1 protein-coding gene is annotated in these 21,877 nt (G+C 37.0%); it reads right to left on the bottom strand.

Annotated features, from left to right (window positions below):
* Positions 1–78: 78 nt before the first annotated feature.
* Positions 79–21,285 (bottom strand): non-ribosomal peptide synthase/polyketide synthase, encoded by a 21,207-nt coding sequence (locus tag MHI44_RS19800; RefSeq protein ID WP_339202559.1) that lies wholly within the window; start codon positions 21,283–21,285, stop codon positions 79–81.
* Positions 21,286–21,877: the final 592 nt, after the last annotated feature.

Raw genomic sequence — 21,877 nt, 5'->3', positions numbered from 1 at the left:
TAAAGCTCAAGTAACCCCAGTGATGGGTTACTTGAGAAAATTAAACTTAAGTCTAAAATATTTCTAATTAAGAGCAATTTATAGACGGAGTTCATATAAATCAATAGCATTAGTATCTTTCTTGTTTACGCCAAGTTCAATTCGACCTAATTTGATATTAGGATTAGAAGTAATTGTTGATAATATAGTAATTAAATTTTTCGACATTATTTCGATAGATTTCTTCCTGAATAATTTTGTGCAGTATTCAAAACTTCCCGTTAATTTAGTTTGACTAACATTAATGGATAATGTTAAATCAAATTTTGACACCTTATGCATGTGATTAATTATAGGTTTGAAATGGAGGTTCCCTCTATTAAGAATTGTTTCATCTGTATTTTGAATAGCAAACATTGTATCAAATAAAGGATTACGATCACCCATTTTTTGAAAATTAACTTTCTCAATCAACTCCTCGAATGGATAATCTTGGTTTTCGTAGATACCTAACATTGTTTCCTTTACATCTAAAACATATTGTAAAAAAGTTTTCTCTCCATTTGGATAACTTCTAACAACCACAGTATTTACAAACATTCCTATTATCTTTTCAATGTCCGTATGATTTCGACCTGCTATCGGTGTACCTACTATGATGTCCTCCTGACCACTATATTTTGATATCAAGATGAAATATGCCGCCAACAATACCATATACAATGTACTCTCAGTTTCTTCTGCTAATTTTAGTAATCCCTTGTAGATATTAGAATCAATATCAAATTCTAATAGGTCCCCTTCATAACTTCTAATTAAAGGTCTTTCATAATCAGTAGGCATATCTAACAGCGGTATTTCTCCTCTAAACATATCCATCCAATATGCTTCTTGCTTCATCATTTTTTTAATTTGCTTTTGATTTAATCTCCAACAAGAATAATCCTTATACTGAATTCTAAGTTCAGTTAATTGCTTACCTTCATATAAATCCATAAGTTCATCGATAAAAATTTTCATCGACGCTCCATCCGAAATGATATGATGCATATCTAACATTAGTATATGGTCATTTGATGCCAATTTTAGCAGTTTCACTCTAATTAAAGGTGCTTGCATTATATCAAATGGTCGAACAAACTGAACCTGATGTTCCTCTATTTCACTATTAGAAACTTTTATCGTTTCAAATGTGAAATCAACATCTTCATGTATTTGTTGTACAATTTCACCTTGAATTATTTTAAAGCTTGTGCGGAACGATTCATGTCGATTAACCAATTGTCTTAAGGAATTTTCTAATCTCTCTAGATCTAATGCCCCTGCTACTTGAAACATTTGTGGCATATTATAAGTTAATTCATTACCATCTATTTGATTCAAGATATACATCCGTTTTTGTGCTGAAGATACAGGGTAATAGTCTTTTTGTTTTACAGAAGGAATTAAGTCATATCCATCCGAACCCAATTTCATAATAACTGACGCCATTTCCTCAATTGTTGGATGATTGAACACATCTCTTATTGAAATACTAACATTTAGTTCTGTATGAATTTTGGCAACTAAACCCGTCGCTCGCAAAGAATGCCCACCTATATCAAAGAAGTTATCTTGTATTCCCACTTGTTTTAAACCAAGTACCTCTTTCCAAATCTCAGCCAGCTTTAATTCAATTCGTGTACGAGGCGCAATATATTTCACACCAGTTTGTGTATTTCTATCAGGCAGAGGGAGAGCCTTGTAATCAATTTTCCCGTTGACTGTTAAAGGAAAATTTTGCAGCCTTACAAAGTAAGTTGGAACCATATAGCTTGGCAGAGAAGAAGATAATTTTTGCTTAATGTGGCTTACTTTGAACTGCTCTCTAACTACTAAATAAGCACATAATTCTTTATCAGAATTTCCATCCTCACATGTGGTGACAATTGCTTCTTGCACAGCATCTATATTCAATAAAGCTGTTTCAATCTCCCCAATTTCAATCCGGTATCCGTTTATCTTAACTTGATGGTCAAGCCTTCCTCTAAATTCTAATACTCCATTAGACGTCCACCGAGCTATATCTCCCGTGCGATAACAGCGATCATTATTAAATGGAAGTTGTATAAATTTCTCTGCAGTAAGCTCAGGTCTATCTAGATAACCTCTCGCTACACCATCTCCACCAACAAGTAATTCCCCCCATACTCCTATAGGTTGTATATTTAATGTTTTATCTACTACGTAAGCTGTTGAATTTTGAATAGGCCGACCAATAGGTATTGCCTGAGATTGTTTGCCTCTAACCAAATAAGTAGAGGAAAAAGTTGTGTTTTCAGTAGGGCCATAACCATTTACTATATTTATCTGCGGATTGTTTTCACACACTTGATTAATATGAGGTAAAGATAATATATCCCCTCCTATAATCAACGTCTTTAATTCTTCAAATAAAAAATTGTCCTGGTTTGTAAGTTTGTTAAATAATGGGGATGTTAACCACATTGTATTAATTTTGTATTTCTTAATTAATCCTTTTAACTCACAAACATCCAGAATTTGTTCAATTTTTGTTAAATAGAGTTGTCCTCCATTTAATATAGCTCCCCAAATCTCGAAAGTAGAGGCGTCAAATACCAGAGACCCTGTTTGCAAAATATGCGTATCCCCATCTAGCTCTACATAATTCGGGTTTTTGACCAAGCTAATTACATTTTGTTGTTCAACCATAACTCCTTTTGGTTTCCCAGTCGTTCCTGAAGTATATATTACATATGCCAGATGGTGAGGCTCTACAATAGATTTCAGATTAGATCCAGTTTCATCATAGCTGTCTTCTTCATCAAGGGACAATATCTTCCCAGCAAACGATATTCGATCTCGCAAATGACTTTGGGTTAATAATAAGTGCGCTTTTGAATCTTCTAACATATAATGGATTCGCTCTTCTGGATACTCCGGATCAATTGGTATATACGCTCCCCCGGCCTTAAGGATACCGAGTATCCCCACGATCATGTCTAAAGAACGCTCTGCCATAATCCCAACGAGCTGATCAGCCTCTACACCTTCGTTTCGAAGTGTGCGGGCTAGTCGATTAGCGCGCTCATTCAGTCCACGATATGTCAATTGTTTATCTTCAAACACAACAGCTACCTTATCTGGCACACGTTCTGCTTGTTCTTCAAACAGTTGATGAATTGTTTTGTTTCTTGGATATTCCGCTTTTGTGTCATTGAAATCCTGTAGGATTTGTTGCTCCTCTTCTTTGGTGATTAATTGTAAATCCTCAATAAGCATATTTGGATTTTGCACAACTTGATTCATAAGATGAATCAGGTGATCCTTGATTTGTTCTACGCCCACCCGACTATACACATTCGCATTATATTGAAGGTGAACCTGCATTTCTCTCCCTGGCATCACTAGTACGTTAAAATCATAGTTGGTGTGCTCGTCTCCTCGAAAATTTGTAATTTTCAATTTTGTCTTATCCGATATATCACCGTGTCCTACTTCTTGTTCAACCGGATAATTCTCAAACACCATAATATGCTGAACCAAGTCTTGTTTTTGCTTTGTTTGAGCCTGTATTTCATAAAGAGGATACGTATCATACGAACTTGATGAAATCGCCAGCTCTTGTATGTTTTGCATTAAATCAGCACAGGTTATCCCTGTTCTAGTTTGTACTCGTACCGGGATCGTGTTAATAAACATGCCAATCATATTTTCAATTCCAGGAATCCCTTCCGGTCTTCCTGATACCACACTGCCAAATACAACATCATTACTATTATTATATTTTTGTAATAAAACACCCCATATTGCTTGCATTACTGTGTTCATTGTTACTTGATTGCGAGCTGCGATTTGCTGAATTTGATGGGTTAGTGCTTGTCCCAATTCACAAATAACACTCTCTGAACGATATCCCTCTTGTTCAGGATGTACTCCTAGATTTGGTACAATTGTTTGTTCTTCATAGTCGGCTAAATACTCTTTCCAATATCTAGAGGCTTCTTCCTCATCCTGCGCTAACAGCCATTCAATATATTGGCTATATGGTGTAACTGTTATATGCTTGGATTCCGAATTTCCAGTTAATACCTCGTATTGTTCGAACCATTCTTTCAATATGAGAGGTAAACACCAGCCATCCATTAAGATATGATGGAAACTCCAGATGACTCGATGAACCTCTTCATCTATTTGAAAAATAGCTACCCGTATTAGAGTATCCTCGGACAGCTGAAACCCTCTCGCTTTATTAGATTCTACGTAAGAGTTGAGATATTTCTCCTGTTCTTCAACATCAAATCTACGTAAATCTTCAAAACACCACTCACTTGATTTGTGTTTATAAACAATTTGTAACGGGATATCTCTCCATCCTTGATAAATATTAGTTCGTAAAATGGTGTGTCTTTGCATTAAACTTTCCAAACTTCTTATAAAAACATCAACATTCAAGTCACCGTTCACATCAAAAGTCATTTGTTCAAAGTAAGCAGCCGAATTGGTGTCTGCCAAGTTGTGAAACAACATTCCTTTTTGCATAGGTGTCAATTCATATAAATCTTCAATATCACCAACCTGTTTTGTTTCTTCCCTTATTTGTGCAAGTTCTTCCATACTCATGCCTTTAAGTGTTAAATCACTCGGTGTTATTTCTCCCTCTTCTTTACTCACACAGTGCTGGATAACTTGTTGTAAACTGTTTTTAATCCATGCACCTAATTGTTCAATCGTCTCATCTCTGTACTGTTCTTTACTATAATCAATCATGAAGAAGAGCTTTCCATTTTGGATCATTCCATTCATACTCAACACGTGCAACCTTTCGGTTTGTTTACTCATTGCCATTCCAGTTGAATACGAAGACATCCGCAGAGCGTTACTATCAAGGTCCTGATCGAATTGCCCTAAATAGTTAAAACTAATTTCTGGTTTCGCCGTGTATGAAATCTGATCCTGATTGGAAAGATAACGCAAAATACCATAGCCAATTCCTTTATGCGGAATACGACGTAACCCTTCTTTTACCGCTTTAATCTGTTCAGAGATATCTAATGCTTCAGGGATTTGGAGGACGACAGGATACTGGCTCGTAAACCACCCTACCGTACGAGTGATATCCACTTCAGGTATAATCATTTCTCGTCCGTGTCCTTCTAGATTCACGACAATTTCTTGCCGTCCTGTCCACCGCTGCACACCCATACCTAACGCCGTTAATAATAAATCATTAATTTCTGTATTATATGCTTGGTTTGCATGTTTTAATAATTGTTCGGTTTCTTGAACTGTCCACTCAATCGACATAACCCCGCTACTTTCATGAAGCGTGCTGTGTTGTTCCCTATCTTTCGGTAACGGATCAAGTCTTTGTACAGTCTGTTCAATCTCATCCCAATATGTTCGTTCTTCTTTAATTTCAGTACTATTCGCATATTCACACAATTGTTCTGACCAAAGTTTAAAGGAGTCCGCTTTGGGTGCAAATTGAATCACTTTCCCAGCCATCGCTTGATTGTACCCAGACATGATATCCTCAAATAAAATACGCCAAGATACCATATCAATGACCAAGTGATGAATTACGATTAATAAATGATCGCCATCTGGGCACTGGAACAGTGCCAATTTGATTAAAGGACCTTCATTAATCTTTATACTGCTTTGAATTTGATTAGCTCTAGCTTCTACAATTTGTGCACAGTCCTGTTCCTCTTGAAGATCAAACACATCTAATGTGAATAATTCTCCTTCCGCAATCCCGCGTATCCAGGCTGTGAATTCATTCTCTTGTTTTACAAATACTGTTCGTAATGCATCATGATGTTGAACTATTTGACCTATCACTTTTCTCAAAATGGCAATATCAAAGCGATCCGGCCGATACAACATCATCGCTTGATTAAAATAATGGTCAACAAAGTTCTCTTCAAAGAACCAAGATTGAATAGGGGTTAATGGTGCCACACCCGTAATTTCTCCCTGTTCAGCAACAGACGTAATACATTCAACATATCCGCTGAGTTGCGCAATCGTTGGGTACTTTAACAAATGTTTCATTTCTACTTTGTATCCAGCTTGAAACAACCTTGACGATACCTGGATCGATTTAATAGAATCTCCGCCCAAATCATAGAAATTATCTAATAATCCAATGCGTTTTACCCCTAATACTGATTCCCATGCCGTCACTAAAGCTTGTTCAGTCGGTGTACAAGGTGCTATATACTCAACCCCTGTCTGGATACTTTTCTCATCAGGCAGAGGGAGTGCCTTACGGTCAATTTTCCCGTTAGATGTCAGCGGCATTTTCTCCAGTTGAATAAAATAAGATGGAATCATGTAGCTTGGCATTTGGACAGATAATTTCTCTTTCATCTCACTGACCGCAAAAGATTCACTCGCAACGTAGTATGCACATAACGCTTTATCTCCGTTGTCGTTTTCATGCGCAACCACGATTGCTTCTTGTACAGCTTCCATATTCAATAAAGCTGTTTCAATTTCTCCAATTTCAATCCGGTATCCGCGTATTTTCACTTGATGGTCAATCCGTCCTAAATACTCAATGTTACCTTCCGGTAACCATCTGGCAAGGTCTCCTGTTCGATACAATTTCTCACCAGGGATAAACGGATGATCGACAAACTTTTCGGCCGTTAAATCCGGGCGGTTTAAGTAGCCTCGAGCTAGACCAACTCCGGCAATATATAGCTCTCCCTGTATTCCGATTGGCTGCAATTCTTTTTGCTCATTTAATATATAGGCATTTAATGTAGGAATCGGTTTTCCGATGTTACTTCTTCCATCTTTTATTTCGATTTCTGTAATCTCTTTATATGTTACATGAACGGTTGTTTCTGTAATACCATACATATTAATTAGCTTTATGTCTGGATATTTATCTTTCCATTCTTTTAATAAAGATGGATTCAATGATTCCCCGCCAAAGATTACTTTTCTCACTTTTAGATCACACGAAGAATGAGTTAATTCTTGATCTTTCACTAAATAAAAATAACTAGGAGTTTGATTTAGAATTGTTACTTCCTCATCTTTTAACAACTGTAAAAATTGTATCGGGTTCTTTGATATCGTTTTTGGTACTATTACTAATTTGCCACCGTACAAAAGTGCTCCATACATTTCCCATACAGAAAAGTCGAAACAGAAAGAGTGGAATAAGGTCCACGTATCTTTTTCATTAAAATCAAAAACATTTTTGCTGTTAAACAAGAGACGAACCACATTTTTATGTTCAAGCAAAGTGCCTTTTGGAGCACCTGTTGTCCCCGACGTATAGATCACATATGCTAAATTGTTTGACTGTACATGGTTTTCAAGATTCAAGCTATTTTTATGATAGTTACTTTCCTGATCTAGATTCAGCACTGTGCCAGTAAATTCTATATGCTGCTTATGGCTTTGCTTTAATAATAGTTTCACTCCTGAGTCCTCAATCATGTAACGAATTCGCTCTTCTGGATATTCCGGATCAATCGGCACATATGCCCCGCCCGCTTTGAGAATACCCAGTATACCTACAATCATTTCAAGAGAACGTTCTGTCATAATTCCAACAAGCTGTTCAGCCTCTACTCCTTCATTTCGAAGTGTACGGGCTAGTTGATTAGCTCGCTCATTCAGTTCACGATATGTCAATTGTTTATCTTCAAACACAACAGCTACCTTATCTGGTACACGTTCTGCTTGTTCTTCAAACAGTTGATGAATTGTTTTGTTTCTTGGATATTCTGCTTTTGTATCATTAAAATCTCTAAGAAGCTGCATTCGCTCCTCTTCGAGGACCATAGATAGTTCTGATAGTTTTGTATCCGGATGTGCCAAAATGTTATCTACCAGATGGGTAAAATGTTTTGTCATTCGTACTATCGTTGCTTCCTCATATAAAGATGTCGCATATTCCAACATACAATTCAATTGTCCGTTCCATTCAACTACAGTCAACATCAAATCAAATTTGGCTATCTCATATTCCCATTCAAACGGCTTTATTTCTAATCCTTCTACTTTCCCGGCTTCTTGATCCATATTTTGCAATACAAACATGACATCAAAGATCGCATTTCTGCTCATATCTCTGGTGACATCTAATGTCTCCACAATTTCTTCAAATGGATAATCTTGATTTTCATATGCTCTTAAGGCATTTTCTTTCACTTCACTCGCAAATTGCTCAAATGTTTTTTCCCCTGTTGGGTAGTTTCGCATTGCCAACGTGTTCACAAACATTCCGACAACTCGATCCAAATCAGCATGTGGGCGACCTGCAATTGGACTGCCTATAATAATGTCTTCTTGTCCGCTATATTTAGACAACATAAGCGTGTAAATTGATAACATTACCATATATAGTGTAGAACCCGTTTGCATAGCTAGTTGTTGGAGCGCCTCACTTCTGTGCTCATCAATCGTAAACTCAACTCTTGCTCCCTTAAAATTTCGGGTAGCTGGTCTCGCGTAGTCAGTAGGCATTTGTAAAACAGGAAGATCTCCTCCAAGCGTCTCTAACCAATATGCTCCTTGTTTTCGAATCTGTTCTTGGTTCATTTCATTTTGTTGCCACACTGCATAATCTTTATATTGAATACGCAGTTCAGGTAATTGGGCACCCTCATATAATTGAAATAACTCTTGCATGATTACAGTCATTGATACGCCATCTGAAATAACATGATGCATATCCATTAGTATCATATGCTTTGTTGATGTGAACTCAAGAACCTGAACTCGGAAAAGAGGAGCCTGCTTTAAATCAAAAGCACGTATAAATCCCTGAATATATTCATCTAAATCCTCTGGTCTCACCTTTCGAACTTCTACTTTAAAATTAACTTTATCATGAATAAGCTGTTTCAACTCACCATCCAATAATTTAAAACTTGTCCGTAAAGATTCATGGCGATCAATCAATTGAATGCAGGCAGACTCCAGTTTAGTAACATCTAGTTCTCCTTCAACCACCATCAAGTTGGGCATGTTGTAGCTCAATTCTCCGCCTTCTAATTGATGCAAGATATACATTCGTTTTTGTGCAGAAGAAACCGGATAAGATTCTCTCTGTTCCACAGCAGGGATAGATGTAAAGCTTTGATCTTCCACAGCACTTATGATTCTTGATGATAATTGTTCTATCGTTGGATGGTTAAATATTTGTCGAACAGATACTCTTAAATTTAATATCTTATAAATCTTTGCTGCTAAACTAGTAGCTTTTAAAGAATGTCCTCCTATGTCAAAGAAATTATCTCGTATTCCCACTTGTTTTAAGCTAAGTACCTCTTTCCAAATCTCAGCCAGCTTTAATTCAATTGATGTACGAGGTGCAACATATTTTACCCCAGTTTGTGTATTTCGATCAGGCAGAGGGAGTGCCTTACGGTCAATTTTCCCGTTAGATGTCAGCGGCATTTTCTCCAGCTGAATAAAATAAGATGGGATCATGTAGCTTGGCATTTGGACAGATAATTTCTCTTTCATCTCACTGACCGCGAAAGCTTCACTCGCAACGTAGTATGCACATAACGCTTTATCTCCATTGTCGTTTTCATGCGCAACCACGATTGCTTCTTGTACAGCTTCTAGATTCAATAAAGCTGTTTCAATTTCTCCAATTTCAATCCGGTATCCGCGTATTTTCACTTGATGGTCAATCCGTCCTAAATACTCAATGTTACCTTCCGGTAACCATCTGGCAAGGTCTCCTGTTCGATACAATTTCTCACCAGGGATAAACGGATGATCGACAAACTTTTCGGCCGTTAAATCCGGGCGGTTTAAGTAGCCTCGAGCTAGACCAACTCCACTGATACATAATTCTCCTGGGACTCCTACAGGCTGTAATTGATCACTGGTGTTTAATATATATACATTATGATTAGGAATGGGACGGCCAATTGGTATATTATTCAAATCCATTGTGTTGACATCATAAATCACACTGGTTGAACAAATAGAATCTTCGGTAGGACCATATGCATTGATGTATGTTACATCATTTTTCCATTTTCCCACTAATGCTACCGTCGAAGCTGATCCTGCTGTAATCAGCCTTTTCAAACAAGGAACTTGTTCAGGCTCTATATACATAGCATAGCTCGGAGGTAGCGTCACCGTTGTAATTTTATTTTGGTTAATATACGATGCAAATGCCAAATGATCCATGACAACTTCTTTATTTGGCACGTATAATGAGCCTCCCATAAACAGTGTCGAGAAAATTTCCCAAACAGCCGCATCAAATGAGATACTCGCAAACTGTACAACTCGGTCATGCTCGTTCATATGCAAGTTTTCTTTAAAGTATGTTGTTAAATTACATAATCCTCTATGCTCAACCATAACTCCTTTTGGTTTCCCAGTCGTTCCTGAAGTATATATTACATATGCCAAATGGTGTGGTTCCACAATAGATTTCAGATTAGATTCAGCTTCATCATAGTTGTCTTCTTCATCAAGGGACAATATCTTTCCAGCGAACGATATTCGATCTCGCAAATGACTTTGGGTTAATAATAAGTGTGCTTTTGAATCTTCTAACATATAATGGATTCGCTCTTCTGGATACTCCGGATCAATTGGTACATACGCTCCCCCGGCCTTAAGGATACCAAGTATGCCCACGATCATGTCTAAAGAACGCTCTGCCATAATCCCAACGAGCTGATCAGCCTCTACACCTTCGTTTCGAAGTGTGCGGGCTAGTCGATTAGCATGCTCATTCAGTCCACGATATGTCAATTGTTTATCTTCAAACACAACAGCTACCTTATCTGGTACACGTTCTGCTTGTTCTTCAAACAGTTGATGAATTGTTTTGTTTCTTGGATATTCCGCTTTTGTGTCATTGAAATCCTGTAGGATTTGTTGCTCCTCTTCTTTGGTGATTAATTGTAAATCCTCAATAAGCATATTTGGATTTTGCACAACTTGATTCATAAGATGAATCAGGTGATCCTTGATTTGTTCTACGCCCACCCGACTATACACATTCGCATTATATTGAAGGTGAACCTGCATTTCTCTCCCTGGCATCACTAGTACGTTAAAATCATAGTTGGTGTGCTCGTCTCCTCGAAAATTTGTAATTTTCAATTTTGTCTTATCCGATATATCACCGTGTCCTACTTCTTGTTCAACCGGATAATTCTCAAACACCATAATATGCTGAACCAAGTCTTGTTTTTGCTTTGTTTGAGCCTGTATTTCATAAAGAGGATACGTATCATACGAACTTGATGAAATCGCGAGTTCTTGTATGTTTTGCATTAAATCAGCACAGGTTATCCCTGTTCTAGTTTGTACTCGTACCGGGATCGTGTTAATAAACATGCCAATCATATTTTCAATTCCAGGAATCCCTTCCGGTCTTCCTGATACCACACTGCCAAATACAACATCATTACTATTATTATATTTTTGTAATAAAACACCCCATATTGCTTGCATTACTGTGTTCATTGTTACTTGATTGCGAGCTGCGATTTGCTGAATTTGATGGGTTAGTGCTTGTCCCAATTCACAAATAACACTCTCTGAACGATATCCCTCTTGTTCAGGATGTACTCCTAGATTTGGTACAATTGTTTGTTCTTCATAGTCGGCTAAATACTCATTCCAATATCTAGAGGCTTCTTCCTCATCCTGCGCTAACAGCCATTCAATATATTGGCTATATGGTGTAACTGTTATATGCTTGGATTCCGCATTTCCAGTTAATACCTCGTATTGTTCGAACCATTCTTTCAATATGATAGGTAAACACCAGCCATCCATTAAGATATGATGGAAACTCCAGATGACTCGATGAACCTCTTCATCTATTTGAAAGATAGCTACCCGTATTAGAGTATCCTCGGACAGCTGAAACCCTCTCGCTTTATTAGATTCTACGTAAGAGTTGAGATATTTCTCCTGTTCTTCAACATCAAATCTACGTAAATCTTCAAAACACCACTCACTTGATTTGTGTTTATAAACAATTTGTAACGGGATATCTCTCCATCCTTGATAAATATTAGTTCGTAAAATGGTGTGTCTTTGCATTAAACTTTCCAAACTTCTTATAAAAACATCAACATTCAAGTCACCGTTCACATCAAAAGTCATTTGTTCAAAGTAAGCAGCCGAATTGGTGTCTGCCAAGTTGTGAAACAACATTCCTTTTTGCATAGGTGTCAATTCATATAAATCTTCAATATCACCAACCTGTTTTGTTTCTTCCCTTATTTGTGCAAGTTCTTCCATACTCATGCCTTTAAGTGTTAAATCACTCGGTGTTATTTCTCCCTCTTCTTTACTCACACAGTGCTGGATAACTTGTTGTAAACTGTTTTTAATCCATGCACCTAATTGTTCAATCGTCTCATCTCTGTACTGTTCTTTACTATAATCAATCATGAAGAAGAGCTTTCCATTTTGGATCATTCCATTCATACTCAACACGTGCAACCTTTCGGTTTGTTTACTCATTGCCATTCCAGTTGAATACGAAGACATCCGCAGAGCGTTACTATCAAGGTCCTGATCGAATTGCCCTAAATAGTTAAAACTAATTTCTGGTTTCGCCGTGTATGAAATCTGATCCTGATTGGAAAGATAACGCAAAATACCATAGCCAATTCCTTTATGCGGAATACGACGTAACCCTTCTTTTACCGCTTTAATCTGTTCAGAGATATCTAATGCTTCAGGGATTTGGAGGACGACAGGATACTGGCTCGTAAACCACCCTACCGTACGAGTGATATCCACTTCAGGTATAATCATTTCTCGCCCGTGTCCTTCTAGATTCACGACAATTTCTTGCCGTCCTGTCCACCGCTGCACACCCATACCTAGCGCCGTTAATAATAAATCATTAATTTCTGTATTATATGCTTGGTTTGCATGTTTTAATAATTGTTCGGTTTCTTGAACTGTCCACTCAATCGACATAACCCCGCTACTTTCATGAAGCGTGCTGTGTTGTTCCCTATCTTTCGGTAACGGATCAAGTCTTTGTACAGTCTGTTCAATCTCATCCCAATATGTTCGTTCTTCTTTAATTTCAGTACTATTCGCATATTCACACAATTGTTCTGACCAAAGTTTAAAGGAGTCCGCTTTGGGTGCAAATTGAATCACTTTCCCAGCCATCGCTTGATTGTACCCAGACATGATATCCTCAAATAAAATACGCCAAGATACCATATCAATGACCAAGTGATGAATTACGATTAATAAATGATCGCCATCTGGGCACTGGAACAGTGCCAATTTGATTAAAGGACCTTCATTAATCTTTATACTGCTTTGAATTTGATTAGCTCTAGCTTCTACAATTTGTGCACAGTCCTGTTCCTCTTGAAGATCAAACACATCTAATGTGAATAATTCTCCTTCCGCAATCCCGCGTATCCAGGCTGTGAATTCATTCTCTTGTTTTACAAATACTGTTCGTAATGCATCATGATGTTGAACTATTTGACCTATCACTTTTCTCAAAATGGCAATATCAAAGCGATCCGGCCGATACAACATCATCGCTTGATTAAAATAATGGTCAACAAAGTTCTCTTCAAAGAACCAAGATTGAATAGGGGTTAATGGTGCCACACCCGTAATTTCTCCCTGTTCAGCAACAGACGTAATACATTCAACATATCCGCTGAGTTGCGCAATCGTTGGGTACTTTAACAAATGTTTCATTTCTACTTTGTATCCAGCTTGAAACAACCTTGACGATACCTGGATCGATTTAATAGAATCTCCGCCCAAATCATAGAAATTATCTAATAATCCAATGCGTTTTACCCCTAATACTGATTCCCATGCCGTCACTAAAGCTTGTTCAGTCGGTGTACAAGGTGCTATATACTCAACCCCTGTCTGGATACTTTTCTCATCAGGCAGAGGGAGTGCCTTACGGTCAATTTTCCCGTTAGATGTCAGCGGCATTTTCTCCAGTTGAATAAAATAAGATGGAATCATGTAGCTTGGCATTTGGACAGATAATTTCTCTTTCATCTCACTGACCGCAAAAGATTCACTCGCAACGTAGTATGCACATAACGCTTTATCTCCGTTGTCGTTTTCATGCGCAACCACGATTGCTTCTTGTACAGCTTCCATATTCAATAAAGCTGTTTCAATTTCTCCAATTTCAATCCGGTATCCGCGTATTTTCACTTGATGGTCAATCCGTCCTAAATACTCAATGTTACCTTCCGGTAACCATCTGGCAAGGTCTCCTGTTCGATACAATTTCTCACCAGGGATAAACGGATGATCGACAAACTTTTCGGCCGTTAAATCCGGGCGGTTTAAGTAGCCTCGAGCTAGACCAACTCCACTGATACATAATTCTCCTGGGACTCCTACAGGCTGTAATTGATCACTGGTGTTTAATATATATACATTATGATTAGGAATGGGACGACCAATTGGTACTATATAAGGTTGAATGTTCTCTTCTAACCCTTTCCACACCGTTGTTATGATAGAATCCTCTGTAGGACCATAAGCATTGAGATACAATAGATTTTCTTTCCATTTTGTCATCAAATCTACTGTTATAGCTGATCCACCAGTAATTAATCTTTTTAAAGAAGAAAAATTCTCTGGAGTTAAATATCTTATATACGTTGGAGGTAATAACGCCGTCGTAATTTTTTTATCGTTCATAAATTTAACAAACAAATGATGATCTATAATTTCTAATTTCTTAGGTATATATAATTTAGCCCCTAATAATAAGGAAGTAAATACTTCCCAAACAGCTGCGTCAAATGAGATACTCGCAAACTGTACCACTCGGTCATGCTCGTTCATATGCAAGTTTTCTTTAAAGTATGTTGTTAAATTACATAACCCTCTATGCTCAACCATAACTCCTTTTGGTTTCCCAGTCGTTCCTGAAGTATATATTACATATGCCAAATGGTGTGGTTCCACAATAGATTTCAGATTAGATTCAGCTTCATCATAGCTGTCTTCTTCATCAAGGGACAATATCTTTCCAGCGAACGATATTCGATCTCGCAAATGACTTTGGGTTAATAATAAGTGTGCTTTTGAATCTTCTAACATATAATGGATTCGCTCTTCTGGATACTCCGGATCAATTGGTACATACGCTCCCCCGGCCTTAAGGATACCAAGTATGCCCACGATCATGTCTAAAGAACGCTCTGCCATAATCCCAACGAGCTGATCAGCCTCTACACCTTCGTTTCGAAGTGTGCGGGCTAGTCGATTAGCATGCTCATTCAGTCCACGATATGTCAATTGTTTATCTTCAAACACAACAGCTACCTTATCTGGTACACGTTCTGCTTGTTCTTCAAACAGTTGATGAATTGTTTTGTTTCTTGGATATTCCGCTTTTGTGTCATTGAAATCCTGTAGGATTTGTTGCTCCTCTTCTTTGGTGATTAATTGTAAATCCTCAATAAGCATATTTGGATTTTGCACAACTTGATTCATAAGATGAATCAGGTGATCCTTGATTTGTTCTACGCCCACCCGACTATACACATTCGCATTATATTGAAGGTGAACCTGCATTTCTCTCCCTGGCATCACTAGTACGTTAAAATCATAGTTGGTGTGCTCGTCTCCTCGAAAATTTGTAATTTTCAATTTTGTCTTATCCGATATATCACCGTGTCCTACTTCTTGTTCAACCGGATAATTCTCAAACACCATAATATGCTGAACCAAGTCTTGTTTTTGCTTTGTTTGAGCCTGTATTTCATAAAGAGGATACGTATCATACGAACTTGATGAAATCGCGAGTTCTTGTATGTTTTGCATTAAATCAGCACAGGTTATCCCTGTTCTAGTTTGTACTCGTACCGGGATCGTGTTAATAAACATGCCAATCATATTTTCAATTCCAGGAATCCCTTCCGGTCTTCCTGATACCACACTGCCAAATACAACATCATTACTATTATTATATTTTTGTAATAAAACACCCCATATTGCTTGCATTACTGTGTTCATTGTTACTTGATTGCGAGCTGCGATTTGCTGAATTTGATGGGTTAGTGCTTGTCCCAATTCACAAATAACACTCTCTGAACGATATCCCTCTTGTTCAGGATGTACTCCTAGATTTGGTACAATTGTTTGTTCTTCATAGTCGGCTAAATACTCATTCCAATATCTAGAGGCTTCTTCCTCATCCTGCGCTAACAGCCATTCAATATATTGGCTATATGGTGTAACTGTTATATGCTTGGATTCCGCATTTCCAGTTAATACCTCGTATTGTTCGAACCATTCTTTCAATATGATAGGTAAACACCAGCCATCCATTAAGATATGATGGAAACTCCAGATGACTCGATGAACCTCTTCATCTATTTGAAAGATAGCTACCCGTATTAGAGTATCCTCGGACAGCTGAAACCCTCTCGCTTTATTAGATTCTACGTAAGAGTTGAGATATTTCTCCTGTTCTTCAACATCAAATCTACGTAAATCTTCAAAACACCACTCACTTGATTTGTGTTTATAAACAATTTGTAACGGGATATCTCTCCATCCTTGATAAATATTAGTTCGTAAAATGGTGTGTCTTTGCATTAAACTTTCCAAACTTCTTATAAAAACATCAACATTCAAGTCACCGTTCACATCAAAAGTCATTTGTTCAAAGTAAGCAGCCGAATTGGTGTCTGCCAAGTTGTGAAACAACATTCCTTTTTGCATAGGTGTCAATTCATATAAATCTTCAATATCACCAACCTGTTTTGTTTCTTCCCTTATTTGTGCAAGTTCTTCCATACTCATGCCTTTAAGTGTTAAATCACTCGGTGTTATTTCTCCCTCTTCTTTACTCACACAGTGCTGGATAACTTGTTGTAAACTGTTTTTAATCCATGCACCTAATTGTTCAATCGTCTCATCTCTGTACTGTTCTTTACTATAATCAATCATGAAGAAGAGCTTTCCATTTTGGATCATTCCATTCATACTCAACACGTGCAACCTTTCGGTTTGTTTACTCATTGCCATTCCAGTTGAATACGAAGACATCCGCAGAGCGTTACTATCAAGGTCCTGATCGAATTGCCCTAAATAGTTAAAACTAATTTCTGGTTTCGCCGTGTATGAAATCTGATCCTGATTGGAAAGATAACGCAAAATACCATAGCCAATTCCTTTATGCGGAATACGACGTAACCCTTCTTTTACCGCTTTAATCTGTTCAGAGATATCTAATGCTTCAGGGATTTGGAGGACGACAGGATACTGGCTCGTAAACCACCCTACCGTACGAGTGATATCCACTTCAGGTATAATCATTTCTCGCCCGTGTCCTTCTAGATTCACGACAATTTCTTGCCGTCCTGTCCACCGCTGCACACCCATACCTAGCGCCGTTAATAATAAATCATTAATTTCTGTATTATATGCTTGGTTTGCATGTTTTAATAATTGTTCGGTTTCTTGAACTGTCCACTCAATCGACATAACCCCGCTACTTTCATGAAGCGTGCTGTGTTGTTCCCTATCTTTCGGTAACGGATCAAGTCTTTGTACAGTCTGTTCAATCTCATCCCAATATGTTCGTTCTTCTTTAATTTCAGTACTATTCGCATATTCACACAATTGTTCTGACCAAAGTTTAAAGGAGTCCGCTTTGGGTGCAAATTGAATCACTTTCCCAGCCATCGCTTGATTGTACCCAGACATGATATCCTCAAATAAAATACGCCAAGATACCATATCAATGACCAAGTGATGAATTACGATTAATAAATGATCGCCATCTGGGCACTGGAACAGTGCCAATTTGATTAAAGGACCTTCATTAATCTTTATACTGCTTTGAATTTGATTAGCTCTAGCTTCTACAATTTGTGCACAGTCCTGTTCCTCTTGAAGATCAAACACATCTAATGTGAATAATTCTCCTTCCGCAATCCCGCGTATCCAGGCTGTGAATTCATTCTCTTGTTTTACAAATACTGTTCGTAATGCATCATGATGTTGAACTATTTGACCTATCACTTTTCTCAAAATGGCAATATCAAAGCGATCCGGCCGATACAACATCATCGCTTGATTAAAATAATGGTCAACAAAGTTCTCTTCAAAGAACCAAGATTGAATAGGGGTTAATGGTGCCACACCCGTAATTTCTCCCTGTTCAGCAACAGACGTAATACATTCAACATATCCGCTGAGTTGCGCAATCGTTGGGTACTTTAACAAATGTTTCATTTCTACTTTGTATCCAGCTTGAAACAACCTTGACGATACCTGGATCGATTTAATAGAATCTCCGCCCAAATCATAGAAATTATCTAATAATCCAATGCGTTTTACCCCTAATACTGATTCCCATGCCGTCACTAAAGCTTGTTCAGTCGGTGTACAAGGTGCTATATACTCAACCCCTGTCTGGATACTTTTCTCATCAGGCAGAGGGAGTGCCTTACGGTCAATTTTCCCGTTAGATGTCAGCGGCATTTTCTCCAGTTGAATAAAATAAGATGGAATCATGTAGCTTGGCATTTGGACAGATAATTTCTCTTTCATCTCACTGACCGCAAAAGATTCACTCGCAACGTAGTATGCACATAACGCTTTATCTCCGTTGTCGTTTTCATGCGCAACCACGATTGCTTCTTGTACAGCTTCCATATTCAATAAAGCTGTTTCAATTTCTCCAATTTCAATCCGGTATCCGCGTATTTTCACTTGATGGTCAATCCGTCCTAAATACTCAATGTTACCTTCCGGTAACCATCTGGCAAGGTCTCCTGTTCGATACAATTTCTCACCAGGGATAAACGGATGATCGACAAACTTTTCGGCCGTTAAATCCGGGCGGTTTAAGTAGCCTCGAGCTAGACCAACTCCACTGATACATAATTCTCCTGGGACTCCTACAGGCTGTAATTGATCACTGGTGTTTAATATATATACATTATGATTAGGAATGGGACGACCAATTGGTATATTATTCAAATCCATTGTGTTGACATCATAAATCAAACTGGTTGAACAAATAGAATCTTCGGTAGGACCATATGCATTGATGTATGTAACATCATTTTTCCATTTTTCCACTAATGCTACCGTCGAAGCTGATCCTGCTGTAATCAGCCTTTTCAAACAAGGAACTTGTTCAGGCTCTATATACATAGCATAGCTCGGAGGTAGCGTCACCGTTGTAATTTTATTTTGGTTAATATACGATGCAAATGCCAAATGATCCATGACAACTTCTTTATTTGGCACATATAATGAGCCTCCCATAAACAGTGTCGAGAAAATTTCCCAAACAGCCGCATCAAATGAGATACTCGCAAACTGTACAACTCGGTCATGCTCGTTCATATGCAAGTTTTCTTTAAAGTATGTTTTTAAATTACATAATCCTCTATGCTCAACCATAACTCCTTTTGGTTTCCCAGTCGTTCCTGAAGTATATATTACATATGCCAGATGGTGAGGCTCTACAATAGATTTCAGATTAGATCCAGTTTCATCATAGCTGTCTTCTTCATCAAGGGACAATATCTTTCCAGCGAACGATATTCGATCTCGCAAATGACTTTGGGTTAATAATAAGTGCGCTTTTGAATCTTCTAACATATAATGGATTCGCTCTTCTGGATACTCCGGATCAATTGGTACATACGCTCCCCCGGCCTTAAGGATACCAAGTATCCCTACGATCATGTCTAAAGAACGCTCTGCCATAATCCCAACGAGTTGATCAGCCCCTACACCTTCGTTTCGAAGTGTGCGGGCTAATTGGTTGGCTCGTTCATTTAATTGTTGATATGTGAGCTGTTCGTTGCCGAATACTAAAGCGGTTTGATCAGGTACACTTTTTACCTGTTGTTCAAACAACTCATGAATTGTTTTATCCTTTGGGTATTCTGCTTTTGTGTCATTAAAATCATTCAATATCAAATGCTTTTCAAATTCAGGTAAAATATTTATATTTGATAACATTTGATTTTTTTGATTTAAAATAGAATAGATAAAAGCTTCAAAATACTTCACTATATCTTCAATAGCCTTGTTGTCAAAAATATCTGTATTATACTCAAAATTCCCGTATATTTCACCATTATTATCTTGTTCAATAAATAGGGTAAGATCAAACTTAGAAATACGTTTTTGTATAAAAAACGGCTGCAAAGTAAGACCATATAAGTCAAAAGTATTTGAACAATTACCTAAGAATATAGCAGCCTGTTGCTCACAAGCACGTTGAAAAACGAAATTCGCTTGACAAACACGAGCATAATTTCCAACATAATCATTTGGTAATTGTTCACGTATAAGAGGAAATGGATAATCTTGATGCATAATACAATTATTTAATTCTTGACGAATTCGACTCATAAAACTAAGAAAATTCTCATTTCTAGAATACACCATTCTTATAGGAAGAGTATTCACAAAATAACCGCATGTTTTAAGAAAATCTTTATTTTTCCTTCCAAATCTAGGGGTTCCGATTACAATTTCATTTTGTCCTGTATATCGATGTAAAAATGCAAAGTAAAGTGAAAATAAAAGAGTGCTAAGTGTAAAGTTATAATCTTCACAGAATCCTTTTAATTGTTCTGTTAGATTCTGATTAAATTTAAAGGGAAATAATTTACCCTCATAAGAAGTACTGAATGTTTTTTTAGATGTTGGCCATTCTATTAGTGGAATTTGAGAAGAAAGTTTTTGAAGCCAAAATTCCTTTGAATGTTTTCCATTTTTATTTAGCCAGATATTTTGCCATGAGACAAAATCGGAATATTGGAAAAGTAAAGGCTGTAAATCGGGATCCTTTTTTTCTAAAAGACTTTTATAAATTTTACCGAATTCATCTAATACAAGAGATAAAGTCCAGCCATCAAATATAATATGATGCCATATCAGTAGTAAAATATAGTGGTGGTCGGAAATTTGAACTAATCTTATTCTAAATGGAGGCTCTTGCTCTAATACAAAAGGTATCTCTGTCTCTTGTTCAATATATCTCTGAATTGAACTTTCACTCCATAACTGAGCATCTATAACTCTAAAATCAATAATAGGTTTAAGTAGAATTTTTTGTATAGGCTTAGTTTCATCAATGGTAAAAACTGAACGAAAAATCTCATGACGGTTAATAATTTCAATAAAAGCCTGTCTAACTAAAGGTATGTTAAGTGAATTATGTATATGCCATGCATATCTTTCATTGTAAGTTGAAAGTGTAGGATGCATGCGATAGTGCAAAAATAAGTCATTCTGTCCTTTCGATAATAAACTTTCTTTTATAAACCGTTCCACCAATAACCAGCTCCTTAAAAATAAAACATATTAATAATTTTAAACACTGTGTACCTAAATCTAAAGTATTAAAAACGAGGCAAAAAACCTAGAATATAATACCATAAATGTATTTTTATAATACTATAGTAAACACCAACCACTTAAGAGTCAAGCTATTTATAGTCCAAATCATTGAATAATTATTGAAACTTTTAGAATGTTACAAGTAGAAACAAATTTCATTTCAAGTGATGGATTGGAATTCCACACCTGAATTTATGCTCTATCTTTTTTACAATAGGAATGCAGTAAATTTATTATTAATATAATTTTTTACATTTTAGGTTAAATTATTACTTTAATCCATTCTATTTCATTCCAAGACACTTAACGCATTTTGTACTATTTCTATGTCTCCATATCAAATCACACTTCTGAAAAAAGTAAATTTCTTATGGATGGCAAAACAAAAAACCACATTATTATACATGTGGTTTACTAATTTAATACTGATACTAAGCATTCAGTAAAATTAATTCGGTTAATAACATACTCAAAGAACATACTTGTTCAGATACAAAATTTCTTTAATAGAGAGGCCAATCTTCTG

It is taken from the genome of Bacillus sp. FSL K6-1366, from assembly GCF_037976695.1.
Lineage (GTDB): Bacteria > Bacillota > Bacilli > Bacillales > Bacillaceae > Bacillus > Bacillus subtilis.
The sequence above is the reverse complement of the archived record's forward strand: the minus strand, read 5'-3'. Positions and strand labels throughout refer to the sequence as shown.